Origin of the sequence: Paenibacillus sanfengchensis, from assembly GCF_036864765.1 — a bacterium.
GTDB lineage: Bacteria > Bacillota > Bacilli > Paenibacillales > Paenibacillaceae > Fontibacillus > Fontibacillus sanfengchensis.
Genome location: NZ_JBAGJC010000001.1, coordinates 173,072 through 194,555 on the forward strand (window position 1 = coordinate 173,072; position 21,484 = coordinate 194,555).

At 52.4% G+C, this 21,484-nt stretch carries 15 protein-coding genes; 4 read left to right on the forward strand and 11 right to left on the reverse strand.

Annotated elements, in window-relative coordinates; genetic code table 11:
* The first annotated feature begins 458 nt into the window (after positions 1-458).
* Together V4U84_RS00795 and V4U84_RS00800 are read left to right on the forward strand one after the other, a co-directional pair.
* Positions 459-2,204 (forward strand): ABC transporter ATP-binding protein, encoded by a 1,746-nt coding sequence (locus tag V4U84_RS00795; RefSeq protein ID WP_334076591.1) that lies wholly within the window; start codon positions 459-461, stop codon positions 2,202-2,204.
* A 15-nt stretch (positions 2,205-2,219) separates the two neighbouring features.
* The gene (locus V4U84_RS00800) at positions 2,220-4,289 is read left to right on the forward strand and encodes an ABC transporter ATP-binding protein (RefSeq protein WP_334076592.1); all 2,070 of its coding nucleotides are present in this window, start codon (positions 2,220-2,222) and stop codon (positions 4,287-4,289) included.
* A gap of 98 nt (positions 4,290-4,387) precedes the next feature.
* On the opposite strand, the gene V4U84_RS00805 is transcribed toward V4U84_RS00800, so the two are convergent.
* The 3 genes from V4U84_RS00805 to V4U84_RS00815 form a co-directional block, all read right to left on the reverse strand.
* Positions 4,388-6,016 carry a thiamine pyrophosphate-binding protein gene (locus V4U84_RS00805; RefSeq protein WP_334076593.1) on the reverse strand — a complete coding sequence of 543 codons (1,629 nt, stop codon included), beginning with the start codon at positions 6,014-6,016 and terminating at the stop codon, positions 4,388-4,390.
* Positions 6,013-7,620, reverse strand: a complete 1,608-nt coding sequence (locus tag V4U84_RS00810) for an ATP-binding protein (protein ID WP_334076594.1) — start codon at positions 7,618-7,620, stop codon at positions 6,013-6,015. Before V4U84_RS00810 ends, V4U84_RS00805 begins: the two co-directional genes overlap by 4 nt.
* 154 nt (positions 7,621-7,774) lie before the next feature.
* Positions 7,775-8,551 carry an AraC family transcriptional regulator gene (locus tag V4U84_RS00815; protein ID WP_334076595.1) on the reverse strand — a complete coding sequence of 259 codons (777 nt, stop codon included), beginning with the start codon at positions 8,549-8,551 and terminating at the stop codon, positions 7,775-7,777.
* A gap of 300 nt (positions 8,552-8,851) precedes the next feature.
* On the opposite strand from V4U84_RS00815, the gene V4U84_RS00820 reads away from it, so the two are divergent.
* On the forward strand, positions 8,852-11,338 hold the full coding sequence (locus V4U84_RS00820; protein ID WP_334076596.1) for a hypothetical protein: 2,487 nt from the start codon (positions 8,852-8,854) through the stop codon (positions 11,336-11,338).
* 110 nt (positions 11,339-11,448) lie between these two features.
* On the opposite strand, the gene V4U84_RS00825 is transcribed toward V4U84_RS00820, so the two are convergent.
* From V4U84_RS00825 to V4U84_RS00835, 3 genes are all read right to left on the reverse strand, one after another.
* A complete protein-coding gene (locus V4U84_RS00825; RefSeq protein ID WP_334072900.1) occupies positions 11,449-12,336 on the reverse strand; it encodes a protease complex subunit PrcB family protein in 888 nt (295 codons plus the stop codon).
* A 68-nt stretch (positions 12,337-12,404) separates the two neighbouring features.
* Positions 12,405-12,743, reverse strand: a complete 339-nt coding sequence (locus V4U84_RS00830; protein WP_334072901.1) for a four-helix bundle copper-binding protein — start codon at positions 12,741-12,743, stop codon at positions 12,405-12,407.
* 94 nt (positions 12,744-12,837) lie between these two features.
* Positions 12,838-13,860, reverse strand: a complete 1,023-nt coding sequence (locus tag V4U84_RS00835) for a CobW family GTP-binding protein (protein ID WP_334072902.1) — start codon at positions 13,858-13,860, stop codon at positions 12,838-12,840.
* A 171-nt stretch (positions 13,861-14,031) separates the two neighbouring features.
* On the opposite strand from V4U84_RS00835, the gene V4U84_RS00840 reads away from it, so the two are divergent.
* Positions 14,032-14,544: a MogA/MoaB family molybdenum cofactor biosynthesis protein gene (locus V4U84_RS00840; protein ID WP_334072903.1), complete on the forward strand. Its 513-nt coding sequence runs from the start codon at positions 14,032-14,034 to the stop codon at positions 14,542-14,544.
* An 86-nt stretch (positions 14,545-14,630) separates the two neighbouring features.
* On the opposite strand, the gene V4U84_RS00845 is transcribed toward V4U84_RS00840, so the two are convergent.
* The 5 genes from V4U84_RS00845 to V4U84_RS00865 all read right to left on the reverse strand — a co-directional run bounded on the left by V4U84_RS00845 (position 14,631) and on the right by V4U84_RS00865 (position 21,444).
* The gene (locus V4U84_RS00845) at positions 14,631-15,167 is read right to left on the reverse strand and encodes a hypothetical protein (RefSeq protein WP_334072904.1); all 537 of its coding nucleotides are present in this window, start codon (positions 15,165-15,167) and stop codon (positions 14,631-14,633) included.
* Between the two features lie 71 nt (positions 15,168-15,238).
* A complete protein-coding gene (locus V4U84_RS00850; RefSeq protein ID WP_416367195.1) occupies positions 15,239-16,231 on the reverse strand; it encodes an acrylyl-CoA reductase family protein in 993 nt (330 codons plus the stop codon).
* Positions 16,232-16,281: 50 nt separating this feature from the next.
* On the reverse strand, positions 16,282-18,588 hold the full coding sequence (locus tag V4U84_RS00855; protein ID WP_334072905.1) for a thiamine pyrophosphate-dependent enzyme: 2,307 nt from the start codon (positions 18,586-18,588) through the stop codon (positions 16,282-16,284).
* Between the two features lie 28 nt (positions 18,589-18,616).
* Positions 18,617-19,624 carry a 2-oxoacid:acceptor oxidoreductase family protein gene (locus V4U84_RS00860; RefSeq protein ID WP_334072906.1) on the reverse strand — a complete coding sequence of 336 codons (1,008 nt, stop codon included), beginning with the start codon at positions 19,622-19,624 and terminating at the stop codon, positions 18,617-18,619.
* A gap of 365 nt (positions 19,625-19,989) precedes the next feature.
* Positions 19,990-21,444, reverse strand: coding sequence for a nicotinate phosphoribosyltransferase (locus tag V4U84_RS00865; RefSeq protein WP_334072907.1), 1,455 nt, complete (start codon positions 21,442-21,444; stop codon positions 19,990-19,992).
* Between the last annotated feature and the right edge of the window lie 40 nt (positions 21,445-21,484).

Genomic DNA, 21,484 nt, shown 5'->3' on the forward strand with positions numbered 1-21,484 from the left:
TATACACTCCTTATTTTAGACGAAAGCACGGATTTTGCAAAAATAAATTGACACCTTCCCGAACCCGGTGATAAAATCGTCAACATACGAGATCGCATTTTGCATTAATTACCATTTGAAAGGGGTGAATACGGTGTTTACGATTGTGTACTTGACTGCATTTCGCGATGCAGACCGCAAACAACTGAATACCGTAGTAACCCTGCAGGTTTCAAGCGAGTTTTTTGTTGATCCCCTTCGCGCCGTTTGACGCGATTGGAAGCAGCTTTCACGATTTTGCGGCGGTTACTTGCGAAAGTCAAGTAGCGTACGCGACATAGGTAAACAAACTTAAGGCATACGTTCACGGACGCTATGCCTTTTTTGCTGTTTTCACGGGGCCGAAAAACGGTCCGTACCGATCCTGCACAGTCGATCCAGTCCACTCGAAGTCAAGAGAAAAAGGAGGAAACCTTCGCATGTTTTCTGTTCTGAAAAATCTCGGCTGGTTTTTTAGCCGGGAAAAGAAGCGGTACACCATCGGTCTTGTCTTGCTTATTTTGGTCGGCATCGTGGAGCTTGCTCCGCCGAGGCTGATCGGCAACGCGATCGACAGCATCGTAGCCGGCACGATCACCTGGGGGTCGCTGACCACCTATATTGCGCTGATTATCGCTATCCTGGCCCTGATCTACTTTATCACGTACATATGGATGCATTCGCTGTTCGGCGGCTCGAATCTGGTGGAACGCTTGCTGCGCACCCGGTTTATGAACCATTTGCTCGGCATGACCCCGCCCTTCTTCGAACGCAACCGTACCGGCGACCTGATGGCGCGGGCCACGAACGATCTTCGCTCCGTGGCGGGTACCGTGGGCTTCGGCATGCTGACGCTGACGGATTCCACGGCCTATCTGACGGTCATCTTCGTCGCCATGAGCACCCTGATCAGTTGGAAGCTGACCCTGGCCGCGGTCATCCCGCTCCCTTTCATCGCCTTGGCGATGAAAATTTACGGGAAGATTATCCACGAACGTTACACCGAGGCGCAGGACGCCTTCGGCGATATGAACGACCAGGTGCTGGAATCGGTTGCCGGCGTTCGGGTCATCCGCGCCTACGTCCAGGAACGCAACGACGAAAAGCGGTTCGAAGCCATTACGAACGATGTGTACCGGAAAAATCTGGCGGTTGCCAAGGTCGACGCCTATTTCGAACCGACGATCCGCCTCTGCGTCGGGCTCAGCTATGCGATCGGCCTGACCTACGGGATTTATCTCGTGTTTCACAATGAATTGACCCTGGGCGATCTCGTATCCTTTAACATGTACCTGGGGATGATGATTTGGCCGATGTTCGCGATCGGCGAGCTCATCAACATTATGCAGCGGGGTGGCGCCTCGCTGGATCGGGTAAACGAAACGCTGAACGTCCGCCCCGACGTGGCGGACCCGGCGGAGCCTGCCGATATCCGGCAGCCCGACGCGATTGAGTTTACAGATTTCACGTTCCGTTATCCGACTTCGACCGTGAACAATCTGGAGAACGTTCATCTGAGCATTCCCCGGGGAGCCACGCTCGGCGTCGTCGGCCGGACCGGAAGCGGCAAATCGACGCTGCTTAAGCAACTGCTCCACGAGTACCCTCTGGGCACCGGAGAGCTCACCATCTCCGGCGCGCCGATCGACCGGATCGCGCTGGACCGGCTGCACAGCTGGATCGGCTACGTTCCGCAGGAGCAGGTGCTCTTCTCCAAAACGGTCCGGCAGAATATCCAGTTCGGCCGTCCCGACGCGCCGGATGAGGTCATCATGGAGGCGATCCGGACCGCCGCCTTCGATCAGGACCTCGGTACGTTGTCCGACGGTCTGGATACGCTGGTCGGCGAAAAAGGCGTCGCCCTCTCGGGCGGCCAGAAGCAGCGCGTATCGCTGGCTCGCGCCTTTATCGCCGATCCCGACATCCTGATTCTCGATGACGCCTTGTCCGCGGTCGACGCCCGGACGGAAGCGCGCATTATCGAGAATATCCGGAGCAAGCGTTCCGGCAAAACGACGCTCATCTCCACGCACCGCTTGTCGGCGATCGAACATGCCGACTGGATCGTCGTTCTGGAGAAAGGGCGCATTATCGAAGAAGGTACCCATGAAACGCTGCTGCAGCGCGGCGGCTGGTACCGTGAACAATACGAACGCCAACAGGTTGAATCCAATCTGACAGACTAAGGAGGTGTCCTTGGGATGCAATCACAAACGGGAAAATCACTGCTCAAATACGCCTTGACGGCGAAAAACACCTTTATTCTGGCCCTGGTCATGCTGGCCATCGGCGTGGCCGCCGAACTGGCCGGGCCGTTTATCGCCCGGTCTATGATCGACGATCATATGCTGGCCATCGAGAAACCTTTCTACGAAACCGCCGCTGCCGGGGAATCCACCGTCAACTATGACGGACGATATTTCAAACGCAGCGACAGGTTCGCTGAAGGAGAGGCGCGCGGAGCCGAAATCCGAATTCTTCAGGTAGGGACCTCCTTCGTCTTCGTGGAAGCGGAGTTGGACGACGTGTCCGGCGACCGAAGCTACCGGGACGGCACGCTGGTCTTGTCGAAGTCCGATCAGGTCACCGAATATCCGGCACGGAAGCTGAACGCTGCGGAAGTGTTCGCGTTTTACCGCCCCGAAATCCCGGGCATTTTGACACTGGTCGGCTGGTACTTCGTGTTCCTGGCCATCTCCATCGTGATGGAATTCGGGAAGACCTACTGGCTGCAATCCTCGGCGAACAAAGTGATCCAGAAGCTGCGGATCGACGTCTACGCGCACATCTCGCGGCTCCCGGTGAACTACTTCGACAATCTGCCCGCCGGGAAGGTCGTCTCCCGCGTTACCAACGACACGGAGGCCGTAAAAGATTTATTCATCGCCGTGCTGTCCAACTTCTTCTCGGGCGTGATCAACATGCTCGGGGTCTATGTGGCCCTCTTCCTGCTCGACGTCCGGCTCGGCATAATCTGTTTGTTTGTCGTGCCGATTATCTGGGCTTGGGTCGTGCTTTACCGGAAGTTCGCCACGAAGTACAACACGATTATTCGTTCCCGGCTCAGCGAAATCAACGCAATTATCAACGAGTCGATTCAAGGGATGTCGATCATCCGGATTTTCCGCCGGCAATCTCAGACCAAGGCGGAGTTCGAGAAGTTGAACGACGATTACATGACCTATCAGAACAAAATGCTGAATTTGAACGCTTTTACCTCGCATAACCTGGTCAATGTCATCCGCAACCTCGCCTTTGCCCTCGTGCTCTGGTATTTCGGATCGGCGCAGATCACGGGTTCAAGCGTAATCTCGCTGGGCGTCCTGTACGCTTTCGTCGATGTGCTGGGACGGCTGTTCCAGCCGATTACCGGGATGGTGAACCAATTGGCGGCCCTCGATTCGTCGATGGTATCCGCGGGCCGCGTGTTCGCCCTGATGGATGAACCGGGCGAATCCGTTACCGACGGTTCCATGCCGCGTTATCAAGGGAACGTCGAGTTTAAAAATGTCTCCTTCGCTTACAAGAAGGATGATGTGTTGAAGAATATCTCCTTCGAGGCGCAACAAGGCCAGACCGTAGCGCTTGTGGGCCATACCGGATCGGGGAAAAGCTCGATCATCAACCTGCTGTTCCGGTTTTATGACCCGCAAAAAGGAACGATCACGATCGATGGCAGACCTGTCAAGGATCTGCCTAAACAGTGGATCCGGCAGCACATGGGGATCGTCCTGCAGGACCCGTACCTGTTTACCGGAACGATCGCTTCCAATGTCAGCCTGGGCGATGAACGTATTTCCCGGGAGACGATCGAAAAAGCGCTGAGGGATGTCGGGGCCGACCGGATCCTCGGGCATTTGCCCAAGGGGCTGGATGAACCCGTGGTGGAGAAAGGCAGCACCTTGTCCGCAGGGGAACGCCAACTGATCTCCTTCGCCCGGGCGCTTGCCTTCGATCCGGCGATCTTGATCCTCGATGAGGCGACCGCCAACATCGACACGGAGACCGAGGCGCTGATCCAGTCGGCGCTCGAGGTGCTCAAGCGGGGGCGGACCACCTTCATTATCGCCCACCGGCTGTCCACGATCCGCAGCGCGGATCTCATCCTCGTGCTGCATCGGGGCGAAATCGTGGAGCGCGGGACGCACGAGGAATTGCTGGCGCTCGGCGGCCGGTATTATCAAATGTACCGGCTGCAAGCGGGCGGCGATGCCCCGGCGCTCGGCGCGATGCCCGGACATATAACGGAACCGGCTACAGGCCGCATTTAACGAAATAAAAGAGGGTGTCCCTAAAGTCATCATAGATGACCGGGGGACGACCCTCTTCTTCATTATGTCCTACAAAAAGAAACCCCTTTTGATTTTTCCTAGTCCAGCTTCATTTCACGTGCCAACGAGGAAGGAATTTCTTCTTTATCCACGATGACTTCGATCACGTAAGGCTTGTTGGAACCCAATGCCTGTTTAAACACCTGTATAAATTCGCCCCGAGTCGAACAAGATGCACTGTCCGCCCCCATCGAAGCCGCATATGCGGCAACATCAAGAGGCTGTTTGAAAATAGTGCCATCCGTTCGACCGGTAAACTGCCTCATCCCTTTCAATGCCATATCCAGTTGTCCGTTATTGATGACAATAAAAATGACCGGCAACCGCTCAGCCACACAGGTGTTTATTTCGGAGCCCAACATAAATAGACAGCCATCCCCCGTCAGACAGATGACGTTTTGGTCTTGATCGGCGAATTTCGCCCCAATCGCCATTCCGATGGCATTGGCCATGGAAGCAAAATAGGAATCGAAGAAAAATTTCACGCCGGGCTTTAAATCCAGCCAACGGACGGCATGATAACCGTGGGCGCCGTCATCGGCGAAAACCGTCGTGTTTTCGGGGATCATATCACCAACCGCTTGGCAGACTTCGGCAACGGAGAGATTTTGCAACACAGGCAACGGGTCATGATAGGGCTTCGCTGTATGTAAATTGGCGGGTTCTTTAGGATATAAACGTAAAATCTCCTCCAGATTTGTTCGTAAATCTCCGAAAACATGAAGGTATTCCGATTTTATGATTCCCCCCATAAACTCATGAGCAATATCGAATTGGATGATTTTCCCGGGATAATGGGAACGGTCCAAGCCTGCTAAAGCTGTATCGCTAAGGCGCGACCCCATCACCAAAAGCAAGTCGACGCCGGATTCCAACAGGTCCATAGCCTTTTGATGTCCGCCTAAACCAAAGGGCCCGTAATAAAGGGGGTGCGAGGAATAAACACTTCCCTTTCCTCCGGGAGTCGTGACAATGGGGATATGAAAAGTCTCGGCAAATGCCGCCAATTCCTTCTGCGCACCGGAAAGCACTACACCCTTACCTGCAAGAATTACCGGTTTACGGGCATTTCGAAGCTGAAGAATCATCTCCTCCAGATTGGTGGCTATGTAACTCACATTCCCGGATGGTAACTGAACCAATGCGTCGCTGACGGGGGAGATCATAACATCAAAAGGAATGCAGAGGTGAACCGGTCCTTTTCTGCCGGTCATCGCCTCGCGCAAAGCATAGGTCAGGATGGCGGGAAAAGTATCGCTACGCGTAACCATCGTACTGAACAAAGTAACCGGCTTCATGATTTCCGCCAAATCGATGCCATATTGCGAGGAATCTTGGCATTGCGGAATCCCTAATTCGGCTGCCGATTGATGACCTGTTATAAAGAGCACGGGTAAACAGTTCATTTTTGCGTGCGCCGCGGCAGTGACCAGATTGGTGCCTCCCGGGCCGGAAGTTGCGACGACCACGCCTAAATTATGGTTCGTGAATGCATAGCCTCCGGCACTAAATCCTGCCCCGCTCTCATGCCTTCCCAAAATAAATTCGATATCCTGGTTCCCGAATTCCAATACTAAAGGAGCTATCGATTTCCCCGGAATTCCAAAAGCGTGTTTTATGCCAAGATTGACTAAGGTCTCAACTAAGAGCTGTACAACGTTTTTCACAACGAACACTCCTTTAATATACTTGTCAAAGGTAATTGAATATTGAAATCCGTCCCTGTACCCAATATAGAATCGATAGTAATTTCTCCGTGATGATTATTGATAATCCGGTATGAGACCGACAGCCCCAGTCCCGTTCCATGTTCCTTCGTGGTAAAAAAAGGATTTTGTATTTTGGTCAGATTCTCTGGACTAATCCCGCTGCCATTGTCTGAAATCGTTATGATTAAATGGTTACGGTTTTTCCGCGTTTTTAAGGTTACGGCCTCATTAGGCTGCGAAGCTTCGACGGCGTTTTGCAAAATATTGATCAAGACCTGTTTGATCTGCGCGGCATCCGCAAATAAAATATCCTCGTCGGTGGTTTGATAATCCCGGACATACCGAATATCATGCAGCGCAGCCTGTCCTTCCATCACACGAAGCACATTATCAAGAAACTCATTGATTTTAATCGGCTTCACGATCGGAACAGAAGGTTTGGACATCGTGACAAAGTCGGAAACCAGGTTCTTGACGCGCTCCAATTCTTCATGAACAAATCCCATATACTTCGTGGTTAAGGGATCAAGTTGTTGTGACCGAATCATTTGCACAAAGCCCATAATTACGGTAAGCGGGTTGCGTATTTCGTGCGCCAAACCGGCCGCCAACTTCCCGATAGCAGAAAGTTTCTCGCTGACAATCACCTGCTGCTCCAGTAAATAGCGCTCGGTGATATCACGAAGCTGAGCATAAGCTCCTTGAATCCTGCCATTTTCAAAAATAGGTATAATGTCAACAAGACATACGGTATGGCTCCCTTTGACATTATAGTGGACCTCGATGCCCCGCTGCCGCCGTCCCTTCGCAATAGTTTCCGCGATATGCGGTCCAAGCTCCGCGATAGGAAGAGCGGACTGTCCTACCGCAACCAAGTCCGGAATCATGGATTGCGCGATATGGTTAACATCTACAATCACGCCGCATTGATCGGCCAAGAGAATACCGGTATCCAGGTTATTTACCATGAGATGGTGCAAATTTAATTGGCGCTGGTTCGTTTTTCTGAGGATTAGCTCCCGCCTCATCGATTCCACCATATTGACCAACATAGCAAGCTGATAATTGCTGAAATCGGCTACGCGCGTCATTAGAGATATGGTTCCTTCCAACACCCCATGATCGCTTGGAAATGAAAAAGGAACGCTTTGGCAGGCGGAATCGTGCAATACCAGATGGAAATGATCCGTGCCCACGGTTTGAAAAGGAACCTTCTTGTCCAGTGCGATCAGCGTTGCACAAATGCCTACTTCCCGCTCGAGCATCAAACTCCCTTCTTTAATGTTTAGCTGCGATAGATTTTCTTTCATGATCCGATCACCGAAGGAATCAATCACCACCCCTTCATCATCTGTGACCAGAAATAACACCATTTGACCATTGAGCAACTTAATTGTGTTCTCTCCAAAAACCTTCGTCACCTCTAAAATATCGGCATAAAGCCTTTTTTGCTTCTGTAGATGATCTTCAGTCACAGTCGTTAAGGGAGAAGGGATATCAGTTGGTTGCATTCCGTTTGCCAAACAACGCCGATGAATTTCCGCAAGGAAGAAGTTTTCCATATGATCGTCCCCCCCAGAATTACGAATTGTACTATATTCCCAGCAGCTACAGTAAATAGTTCTCCGCTTCCTGCCCGAACCCCTTCTTCATTTCGACTTGATCCTACAAATAAGTTGCGAATCCACCATTTTCTTCAATTCCGAAAATTACTTTTTAGAACTCCTTACGACGGAATTCATTGGGGGTTACCCCGTATTCCTTTTTAAAAACGCGATAGAATGAGCGCAGGCTGTTGAAGCCGGAATCGAACGCGATATCGGTGACCGGATTGGTAGTGGATAACAGCAGCATATGTGCAAAGGCAGCCCGTTGGCCGTTGATGTAATCGCGAAATGAGATGCGGAACTGTTCGGAGAAGATTCGGGAAATCATGAACTTGCTGACACCGAGCTCGATGGACAGCATATTCAGGTTTATGGGTTCTAAAAAATGCATATCGATATACGTCAGAATTTTGGGGATGAGCTCCATGTCTTTCTTGTAATCTATTTTTCTCATGAACAATAATGGCAAAGCATGTCCTAATATTACCGAAGTGTAAGCCTTGAGCAAACGCTGATCGCACTGTTCTTTATATAGTTTATACAACGTTGTCATGAGATCAGGCAGCACCTGATGATTGGCGACTACGGAATGGTCCGGGATATGGTGAAGCAAGTCCCCCGTAAAATCTCCGGGAAATGTGGCATCAAAAAAGATCAATAAGATTTGGTTCTTCTCTATGGTTTTGTAGCTATGAGGCTGATTGGGGAAAATGATCGCTACGTCTCCTTCGGATAAAACATATTCTTTGCCATTGATATTGATATGAATTTTGCCTGTCAAGGCCATCGCGATTTCTACATTCTTATGGAGATGAAGAGGATAGGTGTTATTGGTGGAAATAAAGGAATGAAACGCCTGGTCGCGATGCTGAAATTTTATTTTCATAGCTTCCTCCCTATCGGCATAATGCCTAACACCAAGCGGCGAAGTTCTGCACTATTAAGAACATATTATGGATTTGCTCACTGTAACACAAGGACTAAGAGCAATAATTGGCACAAAAAAGAATTGTTTTTGGCAGGTAATAAAGTCCTAAAAGTTTTAAAGTATAGCCGAGTACCAACAACATTCCACTGGAAGGAGGAAGTATAACAGGATCCTCGTCGATCGATTCGCGTGTATCTTTGTTATACGTCAAACATGAAATGGAAAGGTAAAAGGTTCATGAAGGCGGCAGCCGTTTTATTGAGTTTTTCGATAGCGTTTTCAACTTTGGGGCACCCGCCGCTCGAGGCCGCAGGACAGGCGAATCCGGAAAAGAAACCTTCCGGAGGTACCCCTATCGTTGCCTTTCCGGGTGCTGAAGGCGGCGGTGCCTATGCCAGCGGAGGCCGGGGCGGCGATGTTTACATTGTAAAGACGCTCGAGGATTACGGCGAAAAGGACAAACCTATTGAAGGATCGCTGCGGTATGGGGTTTTATCTACGCCTAAAGAAGGGCGTACTATCGTTTTTCATGTTTCCGGAACGATCGAACTGAAAAGCACCCTGGGATTTAAAGATATTAAAAACCTGACCATCGCCGGGCAAACCGCGCCGGGTAACGGAATCACCATCGCCGGCTGGGATACCAACATCAGCAATTCGGAAAATATCATCCTCAGGTATCTCGCCTTCCGTCCGGGCGCTACCCATGTTTATAACGGCAGCGATTCGATGGATGCGCTTTGGGGAAGAGACAACGACACTTTTATCATCGACCATTGTTCCTTCAGTTGGAATACGGATGAAACCTTGTCCTTATACAGAGGCGAGAATGGAACGATCCAATGGTCCATCATTTCGGAAAGCCTGACGCTTTCCGGGCACTCCAAAGGGAGACATGGGTATGGCGGCATTGCCGGCGGTGATAAAACGACGTTCCATCACAATTTGTACGCGAACCATACTTCCCGAAATCCCAGACTCGGCGGCGGCTATGCCGGTTCCGCGGATGCCGATCATGTGGCGGTGGTTCAGTTCTCCAACAACGTCATTTATAACTGGGGTTTTAACGGCACTTACGGCGGGGGCTTCACGTTTACGAATTTTATGAACAATATCGAAATGGCCGGTCCTGGAACAAGGGATAACGTGCTGAACCGGGTGCTTGATGCCGGAGAATCCACGAAGGTCGGGGGGTTTTACATCGACGGGAACCGAATTAACGGCAAACTTACGGGATTGCTGGATGGGTCTTCGGAGTACGTAAAATTTTCCGGTGCCGACAGCGGCGAACATATCACCACCTTTGCGTCCAAGCCGTACCTATCGGCGGACAGCCGGGGGGTTAATCACGGCATCACCAATAAAGCATTCGACGATTACGTGAAGACCGGCATAAAACAGGCCAATGAACCCCTGATGAGAAGCATTCTGCAACAAGCGGGCGCCACCTATCCCCGTCGCGACGCGATCGATGCAAGAATTGTGGCGGAAGTGGAACAAGGCTTGGGCAGATATATCAACACGGAACATGAGGTCGGCGGCTATATCTCCGATTTTGGGGCCGTAGAGGAACGGCGTGACGATCAATTCGACACGAATCTGAACGGTATCGGCGACAAATGGGAAAAGGAAAATAAGATCTGGGATATCAAAGACGCATATAAGACGGTGACAGACAGCGGTTATACCTGGTTAGAGCTATATATTAACGGTCTTGTCGATATGAACCATGCCGCCGAAAACCCTGAAGCCCTGCTGATGGCCCCTAATAATAATGACCTATTTGTTTCAGGGAAAGAAATCGAAGTCAAGATCAAAGCATCCTCCAAATTCGGACACAAAATCAAGAAAGTGGCTGTTTTTAACGGATCCGAATATCTTGGGGACGCCGTCAAAATAGGAAGCCATTATACGTATAAGATCAAGGGATTAAAGGAAGCTTCGTACTATATCTCAGCAAGAGTGACGGATACGGAAGGAAATGAGACGCAAACTTCCGCCGCCAACATCCATGTCAATAACTCCCCCGCTACCTTGGCTAAGGCGAGTTGGACATCCGCGGATATCGGCGACCCGGACATTAAGGGTTCCGAAAGCATGAATGGCGATGCGATCACCGTTAAAGGTAACGGAAAGCTTGGAAAGAGCGAAAGCAGCGTGAAAGGATCCGACCTGTATTCTGCCGCCAAAGACGATTTTCATTTCGTATATAAGGAAGTGGACGGTGACTTCGAATTTACCGCAAAACTTGAGGAGATGGGAGCCGTCGACAATCATGCCTTTACCGGGCTGATGATCCGGGACGACTTGAAAGAAGACAGTGCCGCCGCGGCCCTGGGTCTCTCCTGGGTGAAGTTGTCCAAAGAAACCAGCTGGTCATCTTATCTGGCCGGAAGAAACGATAAGGGCGGAGCATTTGATGAATTGACGGAAACCTTAGACAGCGTATCCGCCGCCGAAAAAGCCGGGATTCAACTGCTTCCGGATGTACCGTTCAAGTTGAACGGGGTTCCGCAAGGGTATTGGCTTAAACTGGGCCGTCAGGGAGATAAGTTCTTTGCGTATGGTTCAACCGATGGAAAGGAATGGTCGCGGATCGGCGAGAGAAATATTGCCATGGAAGGTTCGGTATTTGTCGGATTTTCCGTCGACAGCAATGATGTTGCCAATAAGATCGAACAACTGAATTACGCGAAGTTCTCAAGTATTTCGCTGAAAAATAGCTTTACACCGATGGGCAGATAATTTGAAGGAGCTAGGCGAGAACCGACCGCTTAGCTCCTTGGTTTTTTACGAATTTTGCTGGTGAGGGTGTTCCAACGTTTACTTTGGGGACACCCTCTTTTTCGGCGCGTTTATTTCAACGGGGCAATTTCAACGGTGTAACTGCTTGGAACATATGTCTCGGTTTTCGAATCCGTGATGACTTGGGCATAGGCGCTGTCCGGTTTAGGAGAAGTCAGCTCGTAGTGGACGACCGCCTTCTTCTGCTCCGTAAACTCTATCTTGGCTACCCGGATGCCGTAGCCCGGATTCGGCTGATCATGACGGGTCAATTCGACTTTGTTCACCTCGTCGTTCACTTTTTGAAGCTTGAACGATACGTTGTCATTCACCTGCTGCGTATCGTCCTTATGGGCCTCTACGAATTCGGCCGCTTTATAAACCATGCGGGCTGCTTCGATCCGCATCATCGACGCTTTCGGCTGGAAATTCCGGTCCTTGTCCAGCTCGGTAATTTTCATCAGCAAGAGTCTTTGTATGCTCCCGGAATAGAGCGCGTTCCCTTGGTCCGCATCGGCCACATCGATATACATCTTGATCATCGGATAATTCCCGGTTGCGGAGATCGCTTGATCCAAAATGTAAGCAAACTGCTCCTTCGTGATTTCTCCGGTCCACTTAAAGTCATCGGGCAGCTTGATGCCGTGGTCTTCGGCAATCTTTTGCGCGGTTGTGTACCAAGGTGCCTTCCCTTTCCCCTTTTTCCCGCCGTTGTCTTTGGGCGTAAGTCCCAGCGCGTGAACGGCCATATAAACGCCCTGTGCGCCCGTCAACTTGCTGCGTGGAGCGAATTTCTCCGCCGTAATCCCTTGGATAATTCCTTTTTTCTGCAGCGACTCGGTAATTTTGGCGTCCTGTCCCTCCACGTCGCTGAAGGCCGAAGCCGAAGACGCGAGCAGCATGGAGCCGGACATGAGCAAAGCAGCAGCCGCCTTGAATTTTTTATTTTTCATTCTCATCACCTCTGCCCCCCTAGACGCAGATACCACACTAAAGGTTGCAGCTTTTTTTGCGTTCGAAAAAGACATCAGGCAGCCGAAGCGCTCATCTTGCGGCAAATTTCCGCACAACGGCGGCAGGCTGCCGCGCAGTCCTTACAATGCTGGTGCCCATGCTTCGAGCATTCCTCGGCGCAAGTTTCGCACGCTTTAGCGCACAACTCGCAGATTTCTTTGGCGAATAGGGTGCTTCTGGATAACGCCTCGGCAGTAAAGGCACAAATTTCCGCGCATTCCCGGTCGAGCCGGATGCAATCTCGCAGCATGGCCAGTTCATACTCCTTCAAGCTGGAAACATAGCAATAATTACAAGCGTTCATACAGGATATACAAGCTTCGATGCACTCCCGGTATTTTTCCTGGATCATCGTTTCAATACCTCCCTATCCAGAGTTTGCAATTGTAAACATGCTCTTCGATGTATTACCATGAACCCGGCTTGATGAAACAGCAAAGTCAGCTTTAAGCGGTTCGTCCCTCTAGAGCTGACAATTTTTCGGCCAGCTTCGTTTTGTCGAAATGCTCCCCGATGAATACCACCACATCGGGTACCTGTCCTTGCGGCGTTATTTTAAGATAGTCGGCTTCCCTGTAGGCATATTGAAACAAAAATCGGCTGGCGGTGTCGGAGAAAGACAGTATCCCTTTTCCGCGGTAAATTTCACGGGGCAATTCGGTGATAAAACGCTCAAACTCGACGCTGTCTACCGGTCCGGTAAAATAATGCGTATAAACCGTCACATGTTCATGCGAGTGGTGATGCGGATGTGTTTCGTCGGCAGAATCATGAGTATGCCCATCGCTGAAGTGGAGCGAATCGTGTCTCCGTCCGGATAAATCCATTGCCGGATGTCCTTCCTCAGCCCGCTCCCCGTCATGCAGCAGGTAAACCGGGTCCACCTCGCAGCGGACGGCCGGTATGATTCTGGCGTAAGGATTCAACCTCTCCAACAGGTCCCGCATTTCCCGCTGTTGCTCCTGGCCAATCCGATCGATTTTGTTCAGAATGAGGTCGGAGCCGCAGCGTATTTGCTCCAGCATCAAACGATACGTTTTTCCCTGCTGCTTCGCATACAGTTCCGCCAAATGAGCCGCATCCACGACCGTGATCATCGGGCGGATATCCAGCTCCAAGTAGAGGGACGACTCCGTCACAGCGTCGAACATTTCCAAAGGATTGGCGGCCCCGGTCGCTTCGATCACGACCAGATCCGGTTGTTCCTGCTTGATCAGCTCGTACAGCTGGGTACTGAGATCCGAGCGGATCGAGCAGCAAATACAACCGCCCAGCATCTCGGTCATCGGTACTTCTTCACCGACCATCATCCCGTCCAGATTCACTTCTCCCAACTCGTTCATGACCACGGCCGGACGCAGGCCTTGTTCCTTCCAAAAGGCCAAAAGACGCTGCAGCAGCGTTGTTTTTCCGCTGCCCAAAAAACCGGACAGCATATATATAGGTGTAGCTTTACTCCGTTTCTCCATCTCAAGTTTCCTCCATCTTTCGCTCTTTTTCCATGAAAGCGAGTTTACACCAACCGGAACGATCGCGCAACTTTGTACCGAAACAAACGGCTTGGGCAACAATGAAGGAATGGAAGGATTTGTGGTAAAGTATAGTATAGATAAATCCCGAAACAGAAAGGATTACGAGCGATGATCAGATCCGTAGACGAACACCGTAATGAAGCCCCAAAAAAGGTAGCCTGCATGGTGATCACCGTGTCGGATACCCGCACGGAAGAAACCGATTCAAGCGGTCAATTGATGATGCGGCTGCTGAAGGAAGCAGGCTATAACGTCGTCAAATATGCGATCGTCAAAGATGACTATGACGGGATCCGCCAGCTTCTGCGCGAAGCGGTATCCAGCCGGGGAGTTGAGGCGGTTCTGCTCAGCGGGGGAACGGGGATCGCTCCCCGCGATACGACTTATGAAGCGGTCCGCAGCCTGCTCAACAAAGAGCTACCCGGCTTCGGCGAAATTTTCCGCTTTCTCAGTTACACCGAAGATATCGGTCCGGCAGCGATTCTGAGCCGCGCCATTGCCGGCACGATCGGGAATATGGCCGTGTTCTCCATGCCCGGTTCCCAGGGAGCGGTCCAACTCGCGATGGAGAAAATCATTCTGCCCGAACTGCGTCATGTCATGCGGGAAATTTATAAGTAATTTTTCCACAGGAGGCCTCATCAAAAAGCCCCTTCAGCAGGGACCAAGCTTGGAATCAAGCTTCATCACCCGGCGAAGGGGCTTTCCTATGACGGTTCCTGCACATTCATGCGGGCCAAAACATTGTCAAACACTTCTTCAAGATCTCCTTGGTACAGGTTCATCCTGTTTCCGCTGGAGGTATAAATGAGCGCGGCCTTGCCTTTTTGGGCCACCACCGAGGTTTTCTCCGCCGCCGCGATTTCGACCGAGCCGTTTCTGGCTCCGTACATTTCCTTGATTTCCTTTACCCGCTCACTCTGGCTGGGATACACATGGACCAAGATAAAATGACGGGCATCGCCGTTGATAAAATAGCTGTACGTAATATTTCCGTTCAGCCCTTCCGCGTAGGTCTCATGGGTCAATCGAATGCCGCGTGCGGAGCACTCGTTTTTCAGCGCTTTTAGAAGGGGCACATTCAGTGTCGCTCCCCGGTTCAACTGCCGGGCGTTCCCTTCATTGTAGGATTTCATATTGTACTTATCCACCTCTTCACGCACCATCCGCTGATGACTCTCACTGCATCCGGCGGTGAAGGCGAAGGCCGTCAACACACTCAAGCCCAAAGCACACCATCTCATCGCTATTCCTTCTCCTTTTTCCATGGATCGGTTGCTATAGATGGTGTTAGAATGGCTCGGCCTTGGGCGGATTATACCAGCTTGATCACCTGGCGCCCGATGGCCTTGCCGCCCAGTATGGTGGTCAAAGCCCCCGGAAGGCCGTCAAGCGGGGATACCGTAACCCAGTCCTTAAAGGCCGACTCCGGCTTCCACTCGCCCGCCAGCTTACTCCAAAGCTCTTGTCTGAGATCCATCGGACAAAAGACGGAGTCGATCCCCAGCAGGTTCACTCCCCGCAAAATAAACGGATAAACAGTGGCGTCGAAACTCCCGCCCGCAGCCATCCCGGACAAGGCGGCGGAACCGCCGTACTTCACGCTTTTGAGCAGGTCGCCGGTGACCTCCCCGCCTACGGGGTCAACCACGGCGGCCCACCGTTCCTTGCCGAGGGCACCTTTGGCGCCGGAAGCCGCTTCCTCGCGACTCAACGCCTCGGCGGCACCGAGAGATTGCAGCTTCCCGGCTACGTCCGTTTTGCCCGTGACGGCGGTCACCTCAAAGCCGAGTTTGGCCAGCATACTCACGGCCATGCTGCCGACGCCGCCCGTGGCCCCGGCGACCAGCACCGGTCCGCCGGACGGGCGAAGCCCATTCGCCAGCAGCCGCTCGATCGACAGCGCCGCCGTAAATCCTGCTGTGCCGATGGCCATCGCCTCCAGCGGCGACAATCTCTCCGGCAGCCGTACCAGCCATTCGCCGGGGACTCGGGCATATTTGGCATAGCCGCCTTCATGGCTTACCCCCAGCCCATAGCCCGTGCAGAGCACAAGGTCTCCCGGGCGAAACCGCTCGTCCCGGGATTCCTTGACCTCCCCGGCCAGATCGATGCCGGGGATAAACGGGTACCTGCGGACGATTTTTCCGTCCAGAATCGAAGCCAGCCCGTCTTTATAGTTCACGCTGGAGTAATGTACTTCCACCGTGACGTCGCTTTCCGGAAGATCCTCCAGGGTAATCCATTCCACCCCCGACCGAAAGCCTTGTTCATCCTGATGCACACGAAAAGCTTGAAATTTCTCCAAGGTGCTTCCTCCTCGAGTCATACCTGTCCTTGTAAATTTTGAATCGATACTCACAGGAACGGATGTTCATGCTTCGCCAGCAGAATCTGCCAGCGCCGTTCCACTTCCCCTTCTATAGCCCGGAGCGCTTCCGCGTTTTCCGGCTTTAGCAAATGACGGGTCTTGCCCATCGTTTTCAGCCAGTCGGTCAACGGAACCCGCTTGCCCTTTTCCTCCGGATTATATGTGATACTTGTTTGCCCATGTTCCACTTCGTAGAGCGGGAAAAAGCAGGAACTTACGGCCGCGTCCACAATGTTCGTGCCTTCGTCATCCTTGCTGATCCAGTTGAGCGGACAGGCTATCAATATTTTACCATAAACCAGGCCTTCATTTTGCGCGTACCATTGGGCTTTGGCCGCTTTTTTCACCAGGTCCTGGGGATAAGCCTCGCTGCCCGTGAACACGTACGGAATGTTGGTTGCCGCCATAATTTGCGCCGTATCCTTATGGTGGAACACCTTGCCCTGCTGCGCTCCCCCGATATTGGATGTCGAGGTCCGGTGACCAAGCGGTGTGGAATAGGACAGTTGAGCCCCCGTATTCATATAGCCTTCGTTATCGTACTCGATGATAATCATCCGGTGATTGCGGAGCGCCGCCCCGATCGCCGGGCCCATGCCGATATCCATGCCGCCGTCTCCGGTGACCATGACAAAGGTGAAATCATCCTTCAGCCCGAGATCGTCCAGTTCCCCCCTGCGCTTGCGTTCCCAGAACATCTCCACCACGCCCGACAAGGTGGCCGCCCCATTTTGGAACAGGTTATGGATATAGGTCGCCTTGTGGGAAGAGTACGGATATCCGGTGGTCGTAACCATGGCGCAGCCGGTATGGAACAAAGCCACGATGTCACCCTCAATCCCTTTAAAGAATAGCTCCAGCCCGGAGAAAATACCGCAGCCCGGACAGGCGCCGTGGCCCGGCGCAATCCGTTTCGGCTTCTTGGTCAACGCCCGGAGCGGAGGAATACGCACGCCGAGCTTTCCGGTCTCCTCATTGCGCGTCACGGTAATCAGCCCGGTTTTCAGATCCTCGAAGCGCAGCGGTTGGAGGACCCGCTTCGGAGTTTTGCTCGCATCGCCCGGCGTATGTCCGTAATAATCAAACGGCACGTCAACCCGGTCTTTCTCGGCCGCCTCCATGGCCAGCGAGAAGAAGTGGAGCCCGTCTTCGGCATAGAACTCTTTGCCGCCCAGCCCATACACCCGGCTGATGACCTGCGTGGTCCGGTTGCCGAAAGTAAACAGCGCCGCCTTGATTTCATTGCTCATATTGCCGCCGTACGCCCCGTAAGAATCAGCCCGGTCGCCGATGGTAACGGCTTTGACCGATTTAAGCGCCTCCGCGATTTGCCGCTGCGGGAACGGACGGATTACGTTCGGCGCGATCGATCCCGCCTTGATGCCTTGGCTCCGCAATTCGTCCACCACATCTTTGATGATCTCGGAGGCGGAGTTCATAAGAAATACAGCGACCTCCGCATCCTCCATCCGGTACAAATCCAGCATCGGATATTCGCGCCCGGTCAATTCGGCATATTCACCGGCGATCCGCTCGAACACGGCCTCCGCTTTGTACATCGCTTGGGACTGTTGGTATTTGTTGTTGATATAATCCGGTTCATTCATGTAAGGACCTACCGTGATCGGGTTGTTCCGGTCCAGTGTCTGCGGGAATCCGGCCGGCGGCCGCTCTCCCACAAATTTCAGCACGTCTTCCCGGTGGGCAAAGGTGTGAACCCGACGTTTCTGGTGCGACGTAAAATAGCCGTCCGAGGCGACGAGCACGGGGAGCCGGACTTCCGGATCTTCCGCCAGCTTGAGCGCCAGAATATTCATGTCATAAACGGCCTGCGGATCCCGGCACATCAAAATCGGCCAACCCGTGTTCAAGGCAAAATACAGGTCCGAATGATCCCCGTGAATGTCCAGCGGTCCCGATACGGAACGGCAGACCAGGTTCATGACCATCGGAAACCGTGTTCCGGATTGCACCGGCATTTGCTCGAGCATATACATATAGCCGTTGGCGCTGGTGGCGTTAAATACGCGCCCGCCGGCCGTCGATGCCCCGTAGCAGATCCCCGCGGAGCTATGTTCACCGTCCGACGGGATCAACTTGATATCATGCTGTCCGCTCGCCTTCATCAAATCGAGGAATTGGGCAACCTCCGTGGAGGGGGAAATCGGAAAGTACCCCATGATATGATAGTTAATCTGATGGGCGGCGTAAGCCGCCATCTCGTTACCCGACTCGTAAACGACGCGTTGCTCCACTTTGGCCTGCTTGCGTTCTTTTTCCATGTTTATCGCCATCTAGGTATACCGCCCTTTCCAAAAAAAATTATTGAACCGCTAAATCAAATATATGAGGAACCCGGTGCTCCTCCGCGTACCCGTCCTCTTCCCGCTCGCCGGATAACGCGTCCGTCGGGCAGGCGTGGATGCACTTCAGGCAGCCCTTGCAGTATTGATAATCGATCCCCTGTAAAAACATTTGCAAACGCCCCTTCTTGTCGGGAAGCTCCTTCCAAACAAAACAATTGTCGGGGCAGACGTTATCGCACTGGGCGCAATGGATGCAGGATTCCTCTTTGAAATGCGGCATCATTCCGGAACGGGAGATGCTCAGATCCTTCAGAATGCTGTTTCCCGGATTGGAAACGAGCCCGCCCAGCGGTTGGGTTTCGTAGCCCAGCACCGGTGTGTCGGCGCGGACGAATTCCGGCATAGTCACGCCTTCCGGCAGTGCGAAAGTCTGAAAAGCCACTTCCTGGTATCCCCGGTCGAATGTCGCCAAAGCCGGAGCCACCGTTTGCGGGTATTTTTTCTCCAACGATTTGCGAATGACGCTCTTCATCGTCTCGGGATCGAGGAATGGGCACAGACGGAACAAGGCGCCGAGCATGGCCATGTTGACCCGATTCTTCTCCTCGAGCGCGATTCCCGTAGCATCCACTACCGCAATCGTGCCGCCCGCAAGCTTCATAACTTCCTTGAGCTGCTCCGGCGTTTTGCGGGAGTTCACCAGTACGGTGCTGTCCTCGTAAATCCCGCTGATCACGTTGACCGTTTTCGCCAGCGCTTCTTGAAAAATTCCTACAAGATGCGGCCTTTCCACCGGGGAGGTATCGCGGATCGGCGTGTCCAAATCGCAAAAGCGGATATGCGCCTTGACCGGAGATCCCTTCTTCTCCGAGCCGTAGGAAGAAAAGCTGACCCCGTTCAGTCCCTCACCTTCCACACCGGCTTCGGCCAGCATTTTTCCGGCCAGGTTGGCCCCCAGCCCTCCAATAGATTCCAGGCGGATTTCATAAAAACCCAATTCGTTCAGTTTCGGCAATTGTACCACGCGCTTGACTCCCTTCTTCGCGGTCTTTCGAAATCATAACGACATTGAAATAGTAAAATAAGTCACAAAAAAATAAGCCTTGCTTAATGTTTCAATTTATCACAGTAAGGGTGTGATGAATGTAACAAATGTCATATGGACAATCTCAAACAGGCTGTTTGCAACGGGTTGTCACGAAAAGCTCTCATTGTCGAAACAGGCGGGAAAAACCGCTCCTAAAAACTCGATTTCTGCGCTTTCCCGAGAAATATTTATATACGAAAAAAAGCGAGTCCGAACGGGAGACAATCCCGTCTAACTCGCTTTATGGGTATAGCCGGCTTGGTATGAAGCCGCTCCATTATTTTGTTTTGTTCCCATGTATCTCATTCATCCAAATTGTTCATACGTTCCTCGATCATTTTCTGTTTGAGTTCCCAAGCTTCCTGGCTCAGGTTGACCCGGTAGATTTCCGGATTCAACTTGCGCAAATATTCGGGCCAAAACATGTTCAACTGGGCCTTGTGATGATTGCGGATTTCTTCCAGTGTCGGAAGTTCGTAAATTAATTCTCCCTCCACGAAAATCGGCTGCAGCATCGGCACCGCTTCGTAATTATTGACCGATTTTTTCAGATAAGGATGGACCGGATCGAACAATCTCAGCTTTCCGCCCTTCCGGGCCTGCTCCTCATGAGGGAAGCAGACGTAATCCGCAATCGCTTTCCCGCTCTCCTTGCTTACGATGCGAAGAACATCCTTCTTGCCCGGCGAGGTCACTTTCTCGGGATTGCCGGAGATTTTGATGGTCGGTTCCATCACCCCGTTCCGCTCGCGCTCCACCAGTTTATAAACCCCACCTAATGCCGGCTGATCCGCCGCCGTGATGAGCTGGGTTCCCACGCCCCAAATATCGATTTTCGCTCCCTGGGCCTTCAGGTTAAAAATCGTGTTTTCGTCCAGGTCGTTGGACGCCACGATTTTTACGTAATCCAAGCCCGCGTCATCCAGCATTTTCCGGGCCTGGATCGAGAGATACGCCAGGTCGCCGCTGTCGAGCCGGATGCTGCTCAGCCGTTTGCCGATCGCTTCGAGCTGTTTGGCCGTCTTGATGGCGTGCGGAACCCCGCTTTCCAGCGTGTCAAACGTATCCACGAGCAGGGAAACATAATCCGGCAGCGCCTTGGCATAGAGTTCGAACGCTTCCTGCTCGGAATCGAAGATCTGCACCCAGGAATGCGCATGCGTTCCTTTCGTCGGAATCCCGAACGTCTCGCCGGCCAGCAGATTCGAGGTTGCATCGAAGCCGGAGATATAAGCGGCCCGGGCTCCCCAAACCGCCGCATCGGCCTCTTGGGCCCGGCGCGAGCCGAATTCCAGCAGCACGTCCCGCTCCGCGACCCGTTTGACCCGCGAGGCCTTGGTGGCGATGAGCGTCTGAAAATTCATAAAATTAAGCAGAGCCGTCTCCACCAGCTGCGTCTCCATGATCGAGCCTTCCACCCGGATCAACGGTTCATTGGGAAAACAGAGGTCCCCTTCTTGATAGGATAACAGCGTGCCTTTAAACCGGAAATTCCGCAGCAGCTCCAAAAATTCCGGCCTGTAATTCTCTTCCTGCCGGGCGAGATAACCCAGATCGCGCTCCGTAAAGCGAAGATGGCGGATGTACTCCACGATCCGCTCCAGGCCCGCAAACACCGCATATCCGTTGCCGAAGGGCAGCTTGCGAAAATAGGCCTCAAAGACAGTTCTGCGCTCATGGGTACCGTTGATCCAGTGGGCGTAAATCATATTGATCTGGTATTTATCGGTATGGAGCGCCAAATGTTCATTTCGCATGGTTCTCTCTCTTCCTCTCCTGGCGTGTAAAACGTGAAGT

What these genes read in the sequence shown, in the direction of transcription:
- V4U84_RS00795 (WP_334076591.1), top strand. Translation starts at nt 459, where the DNA reads ATGTTTTCTGTTCTGAAAAATCTCGGCTGGTTTTTTAGCCGGGAAAAG.
- V4U84_RS00800 (WP_334076592.1), top strand. Translation starts at nt 2,220, where the DNA reads ATGCAATCACAAACGGGAAAATCACTGCTCAAATACGCCTTGACGGCG.
- V4U84_RS00810 (WP_334076594.1), bottom strand. Translation starts at nt 7,620, where the DNA reads ATGGAAAACTTCTTCCTTGCGGAAATTCATCGGCGTTGTTTGGCAAAC.
- V4U84_RS00815 (WP_334076595.1), bottom strand. Translation starts at nt 8,551, where the DNA reads ATGAAAATAAAATTTCAGCATCGCGACCAGGCGTTTCATTCCTTTATT.
- V4U84_RS00825 (WP_334072900.1), bottom strand. Translation starts at nt 12,336, where the DNA reads ATGAGAATGAAAAATAAAAAATTCAAGGCGGCTGCTGCTTTGCTCATG.
- V4U84_RS00830 (WP_334072901.1), bottom strand. Translation starts at nt 12,743, where the DNA reads ATGATCCAGGAAAAATACCGGGAGTGCATCGAAGCTTGTATATCCTGT.
- V4U84_RS00835 (WP_334072902.1), bottom strand. Translation starts at nt 13,860, where the DNA reads ATGGAGAAACGGAGTAAAGCTACACCTATATATATGCTGTCCGGTTTT.
- V4U84_RS00840 (WP_334072903.1), top strand. Translation starts at nt 14,032, where the DNA reads ATGATCAGATCCGTAGACGAACACCGTAATGAAGCCCCAAAAAAGGTA.
- V4U84_RS00845 (WP_334072904.1), bottom strand. Translation starts at nt 15,167, where the DNA reads ATGAGATGGTGTGCTTTGGGCTTGAGTGTGTTGACGGCCTTCGCCTTC.
- V4U84_RS00855 (WP_334072905.1), bottom strand. Translation starts at nt 18,588, where the DNA reads ATGGCGATAAACATGGAAAAAGAACGCAAGCAGGCCAAAGTGGAGCAA.
- V4U84_RS00865 (WP_334072907.1), bottom strand. Translation starts at nt 21,444, where the DNA reads ATGCGAAATGAACATTTGGCGCTCCATACCGATAAATACCAGATCAAT.